This is a genomic window from Microbulbifer pacificus, from assembly GCF_002959965.1.
Lineage (GTDB): Bacteria > Pseudomonadota > Gammaproteobacteria > Pseudomonadales > Cellvibrionaceae > Microbulbifer > Microbulbifer pacificus_A.
Genome location: NZ_PREV01000027.1, coordinates 593,330 through 608,548, shown reverse-complemented (window position 1 = coordinate 608,548; position 15,219 = coordinate 593,330). Strand labels below are relative to the sequence as shown.

Below are 15,219 nucleotides of genomic sequence, written 5' to 3'. Positions count from 1 at the left end.
TCACGGCAGATAAGCCATGGGATCCACCGGCTGACCATTGCGACGAATTTCGAAGTGGAGCATATCGCGGTCGGTACCACTCGAACCCAGATCCGCTATCCGTTGCCCCGCCTTGACCTTCGCCCCTTCACCCACAAGAAGTTTTTCGTTGTGGGCATAAGCACTGAGAAATTCCTCGCTGTGCTTGATGATCAAAAGCTTACCGTAACCTCTCAGTGCGCTTCCGGCGTAAATCACTGTGCCATCCGCTGCTGCCTGAACAGATTCCCCCTTTTTACCGGCGATATCAACACCCTTTCGCAAGGGGTCACCGGCCTGATAGGTAGCGATCACCCGACCGCGAACAGGCCACTGCCAATTTATGTCAGATTTATGTCTGGCCGAATTTGACGATTTTTGGGAAGTCGCTGGCGCGGGTTTCGGGGTACTGACAACAGGCTTTTTGACCGGCACACGCGGCCTTTCCACAACAGTAACAGGCCTGGGAGTCGCCTTTACAGGCAACGGACCAGAAAGCTGCAACCGCTGCCCCGGGAATATTCGATAGGGTGAGGGAATACCATTGATCGAAGCTAACTCTTTGAAATCTTTACCATATCTCCAAGCGATGGAATACAGGGTTTCACCTTTACTCACCGTGTGGTGCTGGATTCTGTGACTGGGAGGCTGATTGAGAGTCGACGTAGGTGCGAGATTGGAGGCGCAAGATACAGTACCCGCGCAAAGTATCATCACAGCAATACCCCGAAAAAGGGAAAGGTAAAAATGGCGCAAATTACCTTCCGAGGATTCGGAATTTTCGTATCTGGAAAGTAGAAAAGTGCGCCGTTTCATTATTCTCTTTTTACATCAAAGGGGTGCATTTATGGAAAAAGTGTCTAAAGAAGGCCGCGGTTTTTATTCGTTCCGAGGTCCAAAAAAGCGGCCTGATTTCCCGCCGCTTAACGCCTGTATCTGATACTGAAATCCGATGAAAGATAACCTCTATTCCACCTGTCATTTCCCGGAAATCCGCCGGTAATCCCCCGTCCCCATGAGCGTAAGCCAGCGCTCATTTTTTCTGTACGATATTTCCTACATGGCGCCAACTGCACCATTCAATCGCGAGTACCAGGATCACCGCCACCACTGCCGCCACCGAAGCTCCGACAACATACGAAGGCTGACCCGACACGCTCGCGAACTCCGCAGGTAGTACATTGGACATCAGTGGTGCGAGTTTCTCACCATCCAGTCCCGCCATATCACCGGAGGCAAGCTTCCAAGGCCAGACAATTTTCAGACTGCCCAACAATATGCCTACCAGAAATGAAAGGGTCACGGAGGGAAAGCGGTGCATCAGCCAGGACAGCAGGCGACTGAACAGTAACAGGCCACTGGCGGCACCGGCGGCAAACCAGACCAGAGAACTCACCTGGAACTGATGCACCGCGGCAATTACCTGTGGGTAGATCCCAATCATCAACAGAATAAAGGAACCGGAAATTCCCGGAAGAATCATGGCGCAGATCGCCAGTGCTCCCGAAAAAAATAAGGTGACAGGGGTCGCGGCAATTTCCGTTGGTCGCATTTCGCTGACAAGGATGGCGAGAGCAACACCCGACGCCAATGCAAACCAGCATTGCCACGTCCATATGGGGACACGTCGGGCAATGGGTGCAATCGAGGCGAGAATAAGACCGAAGAAAAACGCCCACACCACGATGGGATAGTGGTGCAGCATATAGCTGATCAGCTTGGCAAGGCTGAAGATACTGACAAGGATTCCGGAAAACAGCGCCAGCAGAAATGTGCCATTGATCTGGCGCCAGGCGGCCGCTACACCGTCTTTAAATAATACGGCCAGTGTCTGTGGACCAATGCGGCTGAGAGAATCCAGCAACTCCTGATAGATACCGGTAATAAAGGCTATGGTACCGCCGGATACACCGGGAACCACATCCGCAGCACCCATCGCAATGCCGCGGGCGGCAATGCCCCAATAGCGATTGCGAAATACATCCCTGGACATCAGCGTACAACTCCACTCAAAAGAGGAACAAAGCGCACGGGCTCCGCTTTCTCCACATCAAATCGGCCGCCGTCTTCGCTGCGGGTAACAATGGTCAGATATTGGCTGTCACTGCCCACCGGAATGATCAGTACCCCACCGGGTGCCAGTTGCTCCCGCAGTTCGTCCGGAACAGTGGCGGGCGCTGCAGCACAGAGAATGGCATCGAAGGGCCCCTGCTCCGGCCAGCCAAAGCCGCCGTTGCTAAGGCGCATTTCCACGTTGAAGATCCCAAGCTCCCGCATCCGCTGGCGGGCCTTGGACAGCAGTGGTTCAATGCGCTCAACGGAATACAGTTTGTCGACCAGGCGAGCAAGGATGGCAGTCTGGTACCCGGACCCTGCTCCCACCTCCAACACGCGGGTACGAGAGCGGGCGCGGCTGATGAGCAGCTCGGTCATACGCGCAACGATATAAGGTTGGGAGATGGTCTGACCGTAACCAATGGGCAGGGCGGTATCCTCGTAGGCGCGGAGTGCCAGGGCTTCATCCAGAAACAGATGCCGGGGTGTGGAAGCCATAACATCCAACACCTCTTCGCTGCTGATACCTTCATCCCGCAGGCGCTGAATCAGGCGATTGCGGGTGCGCTGGGATGTCATACCCAGGCCTTCGTGTCTCAAACGATCCATAAGGACGCACTGTCTCCCTGAAAGCAACTTGCTGAATTACCTGAGCCACGGGTATCCAGCAGCCGACCGAAAGCTTAAACGTGCCATCGGTCACATTTTATTGTCGTTTATTTTATTGCGCGATCGGTCTGATTGGCCAGTTCGGAGACTTCGCGCAGTAATGCAGTGGCGAAGGTCCCCGGAGGCAGGGCGAAGGCCAGAGTCAGGTCGTCCCCCTGCCACTGGTACTGAAAACCCTGAGGTTGCAGCAGCAGCGGGCGACGCTCCTGGCCGAGACCACAATGTTCAAGCCAGTCACACCAGTTTTTCCAGGGCTCCATCGCCATGTCTTCCAACTCCAGCTGCGCGCCCACGGACAGGTTGCGGCCGCGCCCCCACAAGGGCCCACTGGCGCCGGATTCTGGCTCTCCCTCCATGACCGTTTGCCAATTGCCCTGTTCGACTCTCCGCGCCAGTACCTGATTGAACAGCCAGCTGCGCGCGGCGGACATGGCAAACGCCTTCTGCTGGCGTGGCGTCCGCCGACGCTTTCCAGCGACCTGCTCATCCATCATGGTTTCTACCAGGTCCAGGTTACCGCCATTGTGTCCAAACCGCTGTTCACCGAAATAGTTGGGCACGCCATCGCCGATCCGTTGCAGTACCGCTTCGGCCCCGGTGCGATCCCCCTGCACGTTGCGCAGGCGAATCTGAAAACGGTTGCCCAGATGTTCGCCGCGCCGGAATTTGCGTTGACCGCGGAAGTGCTGCAACACTTGTACTTCTCCGCTTCCCAGACGTTTCCAGTCCGGCTCCGGCTTCTGTGCCAGCCACACACTGAACCACTGTGTGGTGACGGCGTGGCGATCTTTCAGACCAAAAAAGCCCACGTCGTTGCTCTTCACCCCGGCAAGCTGCGCCAGCTGCTGGGCAACGAAACCGGTATTGGCACCGCGTTTGCGGATCTGTAAATAGACATGCTCACCCTCTCCTCGAGGGGGCAAGGCAAGTTCGTCCACGACAAAATCTTCCGGTTCGGTGCGGAAATCCGCGCGGATGCGCGCACCGCCCAGGGCGCGAGGCCAGTCGAGGTTCCAGTCTCGGTTCTGTTCGCTCATAGCGCACGTCCAGTAATTCCAGCCAACAGCACCACTGCCTGCGCAGCGATACCTTCCTTGCGGCCGGTGAAGCCGAGTTTTTCGCTGGTGGTCGCTTTTACACTGATGGCATCCGCACCTACCTGGCAGTCTGAAGCGATGTTCGACCGCATGGCGTCAATGTGCGGGGCCATTTTCGGGGACTGGGCGATCAGAGTGGCGTCGGCGTTCACCAGGCGATAGCCTCTCTGGTGAATCAGTCCCACCACGTGGCGCAGCAACACGCGGCTGTCAGCGCCGGAGTAGGCGGCATCGGTATCCGGAAAGTGTTTGCCAATATCCCCAAGCGCAAGGGCGCCCAATAAAGCGTCTGCCAACGCGTGCAGCAGCACGTCACCATCAGAGTGGGCGACAAGACCTTGTTCATGGGGAATGGTGACGCCGCCGAGAACGACGTGGTCTCCGGGGCCGAAGGCGTGTACGTCGATCCCCTGGCCGATTCTGAGGTTCATAGGTTGTTTTCCAAAGAGGAGGTAACAGCCCTGTGCTGTAACAGGGCCTCCGCCAGGATCAGGTCGGCGGGATGAGTAATTTTGAAGTTGCTGCGGCAGGCGGCGACCAATTCGGGATGAAAGCCGGCCAGTTCCAGTGCGCTGGCTTCGTCGGTGATGGCGTTGGGACGTTCTTTTAGACCACGCTGCAGCGCTTCCCGCAGTTTGCCAAGAGGCGCTTTCTGCGGGGTCTGGGCAAGCCAGATCCGGTTTCTGGGCAGGGTCTGCGCAACTTCTTCTCTGCCGTCCTCGGAATGTGACTGTTTGACGGTATCGCTCGCGGGCTGGGCAAGCAGGGCCATGGGACCGGCGGCAAGTAATTTCTGTATGTCGTCGGTGCTGACCAGGGGTCTGGCGGCGTCGTGGACGAGCACGGGAATCTCGGGTACGTCGCGCTCGCTCAGGTATTCGAGGGCGGCGAGTACGGAGTCGGCGCGTTCGACGCCGCCAGTGACGCTCTGGACTCTCGGGTCCTGCGCACAGTCGAGGGTCGAAAATTCGGTGTCGTCGGCGGCAATGGCGACGACGATGCCCTTGAGTCCGGGCCAGCCAAGTATATTTCCGAGGGTGTGGGCGATGAGGGGTTTGCCGTTTAGTGGCAGGTATTGCTTGGGTTTGTCTGCGCCCATACGCTTGCCGGCGCCGGCGGCGGGGACGACGACCCAGTACGCATTCTCAACCGGGCTTTCTGCGGTAGTCATTTTTTTTCCCGCTGTGACTGCTCAGGAGTTTTTTTATCCTGGTCGAGAAAAATAAACAGGGTTTCGCCTTCTTTGACGAGGCCGAGGTCGTAGCGGGCCTTGGCTTCTACACCGTCGGTGCTTTCTTTCAGACTGCGGACTTCCCGCAAGAGCTGGCGGTTTTCGCGCTCGAGTGCGGCGTTTTTCCTCTGCTGATCGTCGAGCTGCCGCTCGAGCCTCGCCACATCCGCAAAACTGCCCTCGCCTACCCAAAGCCGGTATTGGGTAATCAGCAGCATTACGGTGAGAATTGCCAGCAGCCATTTCATTTTGTGTGTTCTCTTCTGGCTATTGTGATCCGATTCTTTCGAATCTTGTGGCGGCTCCGCCGCCGGTGATTGTTTGCGAGACACGTCGTGAACCCATCCCTGGGGACTCTTCTAAAACATCCCTGTTTTAGAAGGTCTCGCAAACAATCACCGGCGTCGAAGCCTTCGCACCCAAGCTCAAATGTCAGAGCCAGTGTGCAAACACAAGCCAGTGTACCGGGCCCGCCGAATTACTTGAACTCAGCGATGCCGCGGTAAGGCGCTTTGCCGTCCAGTTCGGCTTCGATGCGCAGCAAGCGGTTGTACTTGGATACGCGATCGGAGCGGCACAGGGAGCCGGTTTTGATCTGGCCGGCAGCGGTGGCCACAGCGAGGTCGGCAATGGTGGTGTCTTCGGTTTCACCGGAACGGTGGGAGATGACCGCGGTGTAGCCGGCATCTTTGGCCATTTTGATCGCATCCAGAGTCTCGGACAGGGAGCCGATCTGGTTGAACTTGATCAGGATGGAGTTGCCGATGCCTTTTTCGATACCTTCTTTCAGGATCTTGGTGTTGGTGACGAACAGGTCGTCGCCCACCAGTTGGACTTTCTCGCCGATTTTGTCGGTGAGTACTTTCCAGCCGGCCCAATCGCTTTCGTCCATGCCGTCTTCGATGGAGATGATCGGATAGGTTTCGGACAGTTGCTTGAGGTAGTCGGCGAAGCCTTCGCTGTCGAATTCCTTGCCTTCGCCGGCGAGTACGTACTTACCGCCTTTGTAGAATTCGGAGGAGGCGCAGTCGAGAGCGAGGGTGATGTCATCGCCCAGTTTGTAGCCAGCGGCTTCTACTGCTTCGGCGATGACTTTCAGGGCGCTTTCGTTGGACGGCAGGTTCGGGGCGAAGCCGCCTTCGTCACCTACCGCGGTGTTGAGGCCCTGGGCAGACAGGACTTTTTTCAGGGAGTGGAAGATCTCGGCACCCTGACGCAGGGCTTCGGCGAAGGTTTTGGCTTTCACCGGCTGGATCATGAATTCCTGGATGTCGACATTGTTATCCGCGTGCTCGCCACCGTTGATGATGTTCATCATCGGGACCGGCAGGGTGTACTGACCGGGGGTGCCGTTGATGTCAGCAATGTGCTGATACAGGGGGATGCCTTTGGAGACTGCCGCGGCTTTGGCGGCGGCCAGGGAAACGGCCAGGATGGCGTTGGCACCCAGCTTGGATTTGTTGTCGGTACCGTCGGCGTCGATCATGGCCTGGTCGAGGGCGCGTTGATCGGTTGCATCCATGCCGACCAGCAGCTTGGCAATTTCGCCGTTGATGTTTTCAACCGCTTTCAGCACGCCTTTACCCAGGTAACGGCTCTTGTCGCCGTCGCGCAGTTCGAGGGCTTCGCGGGAGCCGGTGGAAGCGCCAGACGGTGCGCAGGCAGAACCTACCGCGCCGCACTCGAGAATAACATCGGCATTAACGGTGGGGTTACCGCGGCTATCTAATACTTCAAAAGCTTTTACAGCAACAATCTTGCTCATGTTTACAACGGGCTCCTTGTTTTCAAGAAATAATCAGACCTAAAAATTCACTTCTGTGAGGTTTGGATTTGGCGGCCGCGTTCTCAGGGCCACTCTTTCTAGTTATCTGTGAAATTTATTTGGTATCCAGGGCTTCGAAGCCTTTTACCAGATCATCCACGGCTTTCATCTGCGCCAGGAATGGTTCCAGCTTTTCCAGTGGTAACGCGCTTGGGCCATCGCACAGAGCCCGGTCCGGGTTCGGGTGGGATTCCAGGAACAGGCCGGCGATACCAATGGCGAGGCCGGCGCGGGCCAGTTCGGTGACCTGAGCGCGACGACCGCCAGAGGCGGCACCGCCGGGGTCACGCATCTGCAGCGAGTGAGTCACGTCGAAAATCAGGGGCGCACCGCCGGTAGCATCGATCATGGTGCGGAAGCCAAGCATATCGACCACGAGATTGTCGTAACCAAAACAGGCACCGCGTTCACACAGGATGATATTTTCGTTGCCACCCTCGGCAAATTTCTCCACCACATTTTTCATCTGCGGCGGACTCATGAACTGAGGCTTTTTCACGTTGATGACCGCACCGGTGGCAGCCATGGCAGCAACCAGATCGGTCTGGCGGGCGAGGAACGCGGGCAGTTGGATGACATCCACCACTTCGGCTACCGGCGCGGCCTGATGCGGTTCGTGCACATCAGTAATCAGCGGCACTCCGAAGGTTTTTTTAATTTCCTCAAAAATCTTCAGACCATCTTCCATGCCGGGACCGCGATAGCTGTGAATGGAAGAGCGGTTGGCCTTATCAAAGGACGCTTTGAAGACGTAGGGAATGCCAAGTTTGTCGGTAACCCTGACATAGTGCTCCGCTACCCGCATGGCCATATCCCGGGATTCCAGCACATTCATGCCACCAAACAGGGTAAACGGTTTGTCGTTGGCAACCTGCAGGTTACCGACCGAAATGGTTTTCATCGCTTTCAATATCCTTATCGCGCCTCGGGCACGAGGCGCGGGTATTCACCGTATCGTTACGGGTGGGCAGGCGGCCCTGACCCGTGCTTACTTCGCCTGGCTGTGTTTTAGCGCAGCGGCCACAAAGCTCTCGAACAGCGGGTGGCCATCGCGAGGTGTGGAGGTAAACTCCGGGTGGAACTGGCAGGCGACGAACCACTCGTGTTCCGGCAATTCCACCATTTCCACCAGGGTGTCGTCCGCGGACCAGCCGCCAATTTTGAGACCGGCCTGCTGAAGACGATCGACGTAATTGTTGTTCACTTCGTAGCGGTGACGGTGGCGCTCGACAATGACGTCTTTGCCGTAAATTTCACGCGCTTTGGAGTCTTTTTCCAGACGACACTCCTGGCCACCGAGACGCATGGTGCCACCGAGATCGGATTTTTCATCGCGGGTCTCGATGTTGCCTTCGCTGTCGATCCACTCGGTAATCAGGCCGATCACCGGGTGCGGCGTCTTGATGTTGAACTCGGTGCTGTTGGCGCCTTCGAGGCCGAGCACGTTGCGCGCGTATTCGATGACCACAGACTGCAGACCGAGACAGATGCCGAGGAACGGGATGTTGTTCTCACGGGCATAGCGCACGGACTCCAGCTTGCCTTCGAGACCGCGTTCACCGAAGCCGCCGGGAACCAGAATCGCATCGGCGCCCTTGATCAGATCGAGACCGTTTTCCGCTTCCACGTCTTCGGCGTTGATGAAGTCGATATTTACCCGGGTGCGGTTCTTGATACCGGCGTGTACCAGGGATTCAATCAGGGATTTGTAGGCATCCAGCAGCTCCATGTACTTGCCGACCATGGCGATCTTGATTTCATGCTGCGGGTTAAGTTTGCCATCCACCACGGCATCCCACTCGGACAGGTCCGGCGCCGGACACTCGAGCTGCAGTTTTTCCACCACGATTTCATCGAGACCATATTCGTGCAGCATGCGCGGCACACTGTAAATGGTCTTGGCATCCGGCAACGGAACCACCGCACGCTCTTCCACGTTGGTGAACAGTGCGATCTTGCGACGGGAGTCTTCGTCGATGGCGCGCTCGGAACGGCACAGCAGGATGTCCGGCTGCAGACCGATGGAACGCAGTTCTTTCACGGAATGCTGGGTGGGCTTGGTTTTGGTCTCACCGGCGGTGGCGATATACGGCACATAGCTCAGGTGGATCAGCAGGGCGCGATTCAGGCCCAGCTCCACGCGCAGCTGGCGCACGGATTCCAGGAAGGGCTGGGACTCGATATCGCCCACGGTACCGCCGATCTCGACAATGGCCACGTCCATATCGCGGCCGCCTTCGAGTACTCGGCGCTTGATCTCGTCGGTGATGTGCGGGATCACCTGCACGGTGCCGCCCAGGTAGTCGCCGCGGCGCTCTTTGCGCAGTACGGTTTCATACACCCGGCCGGTGGTGAAATTGTTGCGCTTGGACATGCGCGTGCGGATGAAACGCTCATAGTGCCCCAGGTCCAGATCGGTCTCGGCGCCATCTTCGGTCACATAGACCTCGCCGTGCTGGAAGGGGCTCATGGTGCCCGGGTCTACGTTGATGTAGGGGTCGAGCTTGAGAATCGTGACCTTGAGGCCGCGGGCTTCGAGAATAGCGGCCAGAGAGGCGGAGGCGATACCTTTCCCCAATGAGGAAACCACGCCGCCAGTGACAAAAATGTAGCGCGTCATGCAAAACCTTGGTCAGTTGAATGCCCGACGGGTTCGGGCGTGCGGGACTGGACCGGGGCGCGCAGTCTCGCGCAACCCGGTGCCATTGAGATGGGACGCCAGACTACCAGAAAGCAGTTTTCCACTCAATCGGAAAACCGCCATTGGGGCGGCTCCGAGGGGCCCTCCGCGGTGACGAAAAGATCGCCGACGGCGACCAGTCGCCCCTCCCGGAAAACAAGTGGCACACGACCGCGAAGCCACGGCACGAGTCCAAACTCCTGCAGTAGCTTTTTCAGCGTCTGGGAGTGATGTCGCTGCCGCGGTTTCGCTCTTTCGCCACCCGAGCGAAGGCGGACTGTATAGTCCCCCTTTGGCCAGTCTCGCCCCGGGCTCAGTGTCCAGCCATCCGGCAGATGCAGCTCGCTTGCCCCGTCCCACGGCCACTCGCCCTCCTCATCAGCGTCAAGCGGTTGCAATTGTGGTGTGAGAAACAGGCGATCGCGATAGCGGCGCAACACCAGGTTGCCCAGTGCGACTTCCGGCACGGCATCGGTCGCGGCCTGCGCCTGCCGCAATGCCTGATGCAGGTGAGCGGCTTCCGGCATCGGCGCCCCCATTCGGGCCAGCCAGTTCCGCAGCAGGTTCTTGCGCCGGCCCGCGGAAAACGCGAGGAACGTCGGGAGGTCGATGCTGTGACCGAACGCCTCGCAGCGCTCTCCACAGCGCCGGAGATCCTCCTCGGCCAATTCACCCAGCAGATCGGCGGTTTCGCGCAGGTTGTCCGCCGCCTGCGCCACACGATCGCCAATCGGCCAGCGTGCGGCAAGACCGGGAATTACCCGAAGGCGGAGATAATTGCGCTCCAGAGCCACGTCGCCATTGCTGTCATCGTTTACCCAGATCAGCCCATGTTCACGGGCATAATTCTCCAGTTCGTCGCGGCCGGCTTTTAACAGCGGGCGCAACACTGTCCGATTCTCCCCACGGTCCCCCAGGACTCGGCACTCCGCCATGGCGGCGAGCCCCAGTACTCCAGCCCCTCGCAACAGCCGCAGCAGAAAAGTCTCCACCTGATCCTCGCGGTGTTGGGCCAGCAGAATCTGGTCACCCGGCGCCAAATATTGCTCAAAGGCGGAGTACCTCGCCTTTCGGGCCCCGTGCTCCAGTCCACCGTCACCCCGTTCCACGACCACATGCTGCGCCACAAATGGCACCCCCAGCGCTTCCGCCACGGCTCCGCAGTGCGACAACCACTGATCCGCATTTGTACTCAGGCCGTGATGTATGTGCAGTGCAGTAAACGGAATCCCCGCGCTCGCCAGCAGATGCAGCAGCACAGTGGAATCCAGGCCGCCGGAGTAGCCCAGCCACAGCCGACCGCCTGCGGGATGACGGCGCAGGCATCCCGTGACCTGTTGGGCAAGCGTGGAGGAGAGATTTGACACTGAGTCTTTGTGCATCGAACGTTTGGGCAAGCTGGCTGTGCAAGGCCACCATTATAACGGTCAGAGAGGTCCCGCCGAGCCCCATCGGGTCCGAGAGCGTAACCGGCGGACCGAATGTCCCCTTTTGCATCGCGGCAGAGAAAAGTGGGATTCACCCCCATCCCACTTTTCTCTGCGGGAAAATCCGACAGTTGGACGACAGCCACAAACAACAATGGGCAAGGTTGATGGCGAGAGAAACCAACCCGGGACTACAAAATGAAGACAATACCCCTGATCGGCCGCTGCCTGGCGGTTGCCGGCCTGCTGCTCGCCGCCGGCGCCTCGGCCATACCGCCGATCGCTGGCAATGACACCATCGACACCCGCATTCAGACACTGCTCGCGGAAATGACCCAACAGGAAAAGATCGGCCAGCTGGCTCTACGTGACTGGGGTGTTTATCAGGCTGAAGATATGACGGCCATCAAGCAGGCCGTCCGCGAAGGGCGCATCAGTGGCTTCCTGAATGTCAGTTTCAGCAGTGTCGACGACAACGCGTTCGCAGAGCTTCAACGTATCGCGGTAGAACAGAGCCCACACGGAATTCCCCTGTTATTCGGTCAGGATGTCATCCACGGGTACGAAACGATCTTCCCCATCCCTCTTGGCCAGGCGGCCAGTTGGGATCCAGAAATAATCAGAAACGGCGCCCGTATCGCCGCGCAGGAAGCCAGCGCCGACGGTATCCGCTGGACCTTTGCACCGATGATCGACATCAGCCGCGATCCGCGCTGGGGACGCATCGCCGAGACACTGGGCGAAGATCCCTATCTCACCTCCACGCTCGGTGCGGCCATGGTGCGGGGATTTCAGTCCGACGACCTCGCCAATCCCACCAGCCTCGCTGCCTGCGGCAAGCACTTTGCCGGCTACGGCGCCGCCGAGGGCGGGCGCGATTACAACAGCGCCTATATTCCGGAGCGCTTGCTGCGCGACATTTACCTGCCACCGTTCAAGGCGGGAATCGATGCCGGCATGCAGAGCATCATGAGTACTTACAGCACCCTGAACGATGTACCCGGCACCGGCAATCCCTTCCTGTTCAGGCAGATCCTGCGGGACGAATGGGGTTTCGATGGCTTTGTGGTAAGCGACTGGAACGCGGTAATGGAAATGATCCCCCACGGTTTCGCCCGCGATGCCAAACACGCAGCCACCCTTGCCGCCAACGCCGGCATCGATATGGAGATGTACACCGATACCTACGACCAGTACCTGCCACAGCTGCTGGATGAGGGGAAATTCTCCGAGGCGCAACTGGATACTGCCGTTGCCAACATCCTGCGGGTAAAACTGCGCCTGGGTTTGTGGGAACATCCCTACCCCCGCGCAAAATCCCCGCAGGAGCGCGCGCAGATTATCCGCAATCCCGAATTCCTCGAGGCCGCGAGAGAGGCCGCAACGCAAACCTTCGTACTGCTTAAAAATGACAACCAAGTACTGCCACTGAAAAAAAACCAGACGGTCGCCGTCATCGGCCCGCTGGCGGAGGCGGCCCACGACCAGCTGGGAACCTGGATCTACAACGGCGACAGCAAATACTCCCACACCCTGCTGCCCGCACTGCGGGAAATGGTCGGAGACAAAGGTGAAATTCTGTACGCGGCGGGTCTTGAGTACAGCCGCGACACCAGCACAAAGGGGTTCAGGGCCGCATTGCAGGTAGCGAAGAGGGCCGACGTCATTCTGTACGTCGGCGGTGAGGAAGCGATCCTCACCGGCGAAGGGCACAGCCGCGGTGATATCCGCCTGCCCGGCGCGCAGGCCCAGCTGGTCGCCGAGCTGTCGAAAACCGGCAAGCCTCTGGCCATGGTTCTGATGGCAGGGCGCCCGTTGCAGCTGGATAACACTCTGCAACAGTCTGACGCCGTGATGATGGCATGGCACCCGGGCACCATGGCGGGCCCGGCGCTGGCGGATGTCCTCTACGGCGAGACCTCCCCTTCCGGCCGCCTGCCGCTGTCATGGCCGGTGGGCGCGGGGCAAATTCCGATCTACTACAACCATCTGGCAACAGGGCGCCCGGCTACGGACGACAACTACACCCGCATCGACAACATCGGCCGCGAGGTGTTCCAGCACCAGCCGGGCAATTCTTCCAACCACCTGGACTACGGCCACCGGCCCCAATTCCCGTTTGGCTACGGGTTGACCTACAGCACATTTGAGTACCGCGACCTGGCCATCAGCGGCAGCGAACTGGACGCAGATGGCCAGCTCAGTATTTCCGCCACCATCACCAATACCGGCAAGGTCACCGCCACGGAGACGGCGCAGTTGTATGTGCGCGATCTGGTAGGCAGCGTGTCGCGACCAGTACGGGAACTGAAAGGCTTCGAGCGTGTCACCCTGGTACCCGGTGAGTCCCGCACGGTGACCTTCTCCCTGTCCGCCGCGCAGCTCGCGTTCCATAACGCGAAAATGCAGCAGGTTGTGGAGCCCGGGGAATTCCAGGTGTGGATAGCGCCGGATGCCTTGTCGGGACTGAAAGGCGGGTTTACCCTGCGCTGATGGCGACCGGACGGACACCTCCCTGACGTCCCACAAAAACGTGGGGTCTCACCGAAACTGGGACGAGTGAATGGCAGAAGTGGCGTCCAACTTTAGGAATTTTTCCAAAGTAGGACGCTTTTCCCCCTCTGAAACGTCACCATAGAGACTCCCCCCATTACGGGTGGTCTGTGCCGTGAATCTGCGCGCGCAAGTAGAACGACAAATACATAGATCGGACGGACACCCAGTGCCCGCCCGCCCACAATAAAAATGCAGGTAGTCACTCATGCAAGCGATTGAGAATACCATCGACGGCCTTCAGGGCAGCGCCCAGAGCCGTCAAGATGCTCCCCCCCTCCCCTTCATCATCCTGATCTGCGGTGTCGCCACCATTGGCGGCTTTCTGTTCGGATTCGACAGCGGTGTGATCAACGGCACCGTCACCGGGCTGCAGCAGGCGTTCAACTCCAATACCGCCGGCACCGGGTTCAACGTGGCATCCATGCTGCTGGGCTGCGCGGTGGGCGCGTTCTTCGCCGGGCGCCTGGCGGATCTGTGGGGGCGCAAGACGCTGCTGCTGATCTCCGCAGTATTTTTCGTGGTCAGCGCCTGGGGCTCGGGAATCGCGACCAGTTCGCAGGAGTTCGTGTTCTATCGCATCCTGGGCGGCCTCGCCGTGGGTGCTGCCAGCGTGATGTCCCCGGCCTATATCAGTGAAATTGCGCCGGCTGCGATTCGCGGGCGGCTGATCACCATTAACCAGATCGCCATCATCTCCGGCCTGTTCGCGGCCTTCGTCAGCAACTACTGGCTGGCCAACACCGCCGGTTCCGCTGTCAACGAGTGGTGGATGGGCTACAACGCCTGGCGCTGGATGTTCTGGATCGAGATCGCGCCGGCGGCGCTGTTCTTCTTCGCCCTGCTGCTGATTCCCGAGAGCCCCCGCTACCTGGTGCTGTCCAAACAGACCTCCCGCGCCACCGCGGTACTGCGCAAGCTGTACGGCGAAGCGGCGGTGGAAGAAAAGCTGAAAAGTATTCGCGAATCCGTGGCCGGCGATCACCGCCCGCGCATGGCGGACCTGCTGGAAAGCGCCGGCCAGCGCGTGGGCAAGGTGCGCAAAATCGTTTGGGTAGGCATCGGTCTCGCGGTGTTCCAGCAACTGGTAGGCATCAACGTGGTGTTCTACTACGGGGCGGTGTTGTGGCAGGCGGTAGGCTTCTCCGAGTCGGATGCGCTGATGATCAATATCATCTCCGGCGGCGTAAGTATCGCGGCCTGCCTGATCACCATGGCGCTGATCGACAAAATCGGCCGCAAGCCACTGCTGCTGGTGGGCTCCATCGGTATGGCGGTGACCCTGGGTCTGGTGGCTTTTGCCTTCGCCAACTCCTCCCTGGTCGATGGCAAGTTGCAGCTCTCCCAGAGTATGGGTCTGCTGGCGCTGATCGCCGCCAACGCCTATGTGTTCTTCTTCAATGGTTCCTGGGGCCCGGCCATGTGGACCATGCTCGGTGAAATGTTCCCCAACCAGATCCGCGGCTCCGGCCTCGCGGTCTCCGGTCTGGCACAGTGGGTGGCCAATTTCGCCATCACCATGACCTTCCCGATCATGCTGACCGGTATCGGCCTGGCGGGTGCGTACGGTATCTACACCCTGTTTGCGCTGCTTTCCGTGGCGTTCGTGCTGTACATGGTGCACGAGACTAAAGGGCTGGAGCTGGAGCAGATGCGCGGCTGAT

At 59.0% G+C, this 15,219-nt stretch carries 13 protein-coding genes; 2 read left to right on the top strand and 11 right to left on the bottom strand.

Annotated elements, in window-relative coordinates; translation table 11 throughout:
* The 11 genes from C3938_RS13335 to tilS all read right to left on the bottom strand — a co-directional run bounded on the left by C3938_RS13335 (position 1) and on the right by tilS (position 10,942).
* Positions 1 to 636, bottom strand: a complete 636-nt coding sequence (locus C3938_RS13335) for a peptidoglycan DD-metalloendopeptidase family protein (protein WP_105103769.1) — start codon at positions 634 to 636, stop codon at positions 1 to 3.
* Between the two features lie 415 nt (positions 637 to 1,051).
* Positions 1,052 to 2,011 carry a DUF368 domain-containing protein gene (locus C3938_RS13330; protein WP_105103768.1) on the bottom strand — a complete coding sequence of 320 codons (960 nt, stop codon included), beginning with the start codon at positions 2,009 to 2,011 and terminating at the stop codon, positions 1,052 to 1,054.
* Complete coding sequence (locus C3938_RS13325; RefSeq protein WP_199775606.1) at positions 2,011 to 2,682, bottom strand: protein-L-isoaspartate(D-aspartate) O-methyltransferase; 672 nt, start codon at positions 2,680 to 2,682, stop codon at positions 2,011 to 2,013. Before C3938_RS13325 ends, C3938_RS13330 begins: the two co-directional genes overlap by 1 nt.
* Positions 2,683 to 2,789: 107 nt before the next feature.
* Positions 2,790 to 3,779 (bottom strand): tRNA pseudouridine(13) synthase TruD, encoded by a 990-nt coding sequence (gene truD / locus C3938_RS13320; RefSeq protein ID WP_105103767.1) that lies wholly within the window; start codon positions 3,777 to 3,779, stop codon positions 2,790 to 2,792.
* Positions 3,776 to 4,270, bottom strand: coding sequence for a 2-C-methyl-D-erythritol 2,4-cyclodiphosphate synthase (gene ispF / locus C3938_RS13315; protein ID WP_105103766.1), 495 nt, complete (start codon positions 4,268 to 4,270; stop codon positions 3,776 to 3,778). Before ispF ends, truD begins: the two co-directional genes overlap by 4 nt.
* Entirely contained in the window at positions 4,267 to 5,010 is a 744-nt protein-coding gene (gene ispD, locus C3938_RS13310) for a 2-C-methyl-D-erythritol 4-phosphate cytidylyltransferase (protein WP_105103765.1), read from the bottom strand. Before ispD ends, ispF begins: the two co-directional genes overlap by 4 nt.
* On the bottom strand, positions 5,007 to 5,318 hold the full coding sequence (locus C3938_RS13305; protein ID WP_105103764.1) for a septum formation initiator family protein: 312 nt from the start codon (positions 5,316 to 5,318) through the stop codon (positions 5,007 to 5,009). Before C3938_RS13305 ends, ispD begins: the two co-directional genes overlap by 4 nt.
* Before the next feature lie 230 nt (positions 5,319 to 5,548).
* Positions 5,549 to 6,835 carry a phosphopyruvate hydratase gene (eno, locus tag C3938_RS13300; RefSeq protein ID WP_105103763.1) on the bottom strand — a complete coding sequence of 429 codons (1,287 nt, stop codon included), beginning with the start codon at positions 6,833 to 6,835 and terminating at the stop codon, positions 5,549 to 5,551.
* A 115-nt stretch (positions 6,836 to 6,950) separates the two neighbouring features.
* Entirely contained in the window at positions 6,951 to 7,796 is an 846-nt protein-coding gene (kdsA, locus tag C3938_RS13295) for a 3-deoxy-8-phosphooctulonate synthase (RefSeq protein WP_105103762.1), read from the bottom strand.
* An 87-nt stretch (positions 7,797 to 7,883) separates the two neighbouring features.
* Positions 7,884 to 9,515 (bottom strand): CTP synthase, encoded by a 1,632-nt coding sequence (locus C3938_RS13290; RefSeq protein WP_105103761.1) that lies wholly within the window; start codon positions 9,513 to 9,515, stop codon positions 7,884 to 7,886.
* Positions 9,516 to 9,640: 125 nt separating this feature from the next.
* Entirely contained in the window at positions 9,641 to 10,942 is a 1,302-nt protein-coding gene (gene tilS / locus C3938_RS13285; RefSeq protein ID WP_233998900.1) for a tRNA lysidine(34) synthetase TilS, read from the bottom strand.
* 258 nt (positions 10,943 to 11,200) lie between these two features.
* Here tilS and bglX point away from each other — a divergent pair, with 258 nt between their 5' ends.
* Both bglX and C3938_RS13275 read left to right on the top strand, forming a co-directional pair.
* Positions 11,201 to 13,495: a beta-glucosidase BglX gene (bglX, locus tag C3938_RS13280; RefSeq protein WP_105103759.1), complete on the top strand. Its 2,295-nt coding sequence runs from the start codon at positions 11,201 to 11,203 to the stop codon at positions 13,493 to 13,495.
* Positions 13,496 to 13,763: 268 nt separating this feature from the next.
* A complete protein-coding gene (locus tag C3938_RS13275; protein WP_105103758.1) occupies positions 13,764 to 15,218 on the top strand; it encodes a sugar porter family MFS transporter in 1,455 nt (484 codons plus the stop codon).
* Position 15,219 lies beyond the last annotated feature (1 nt).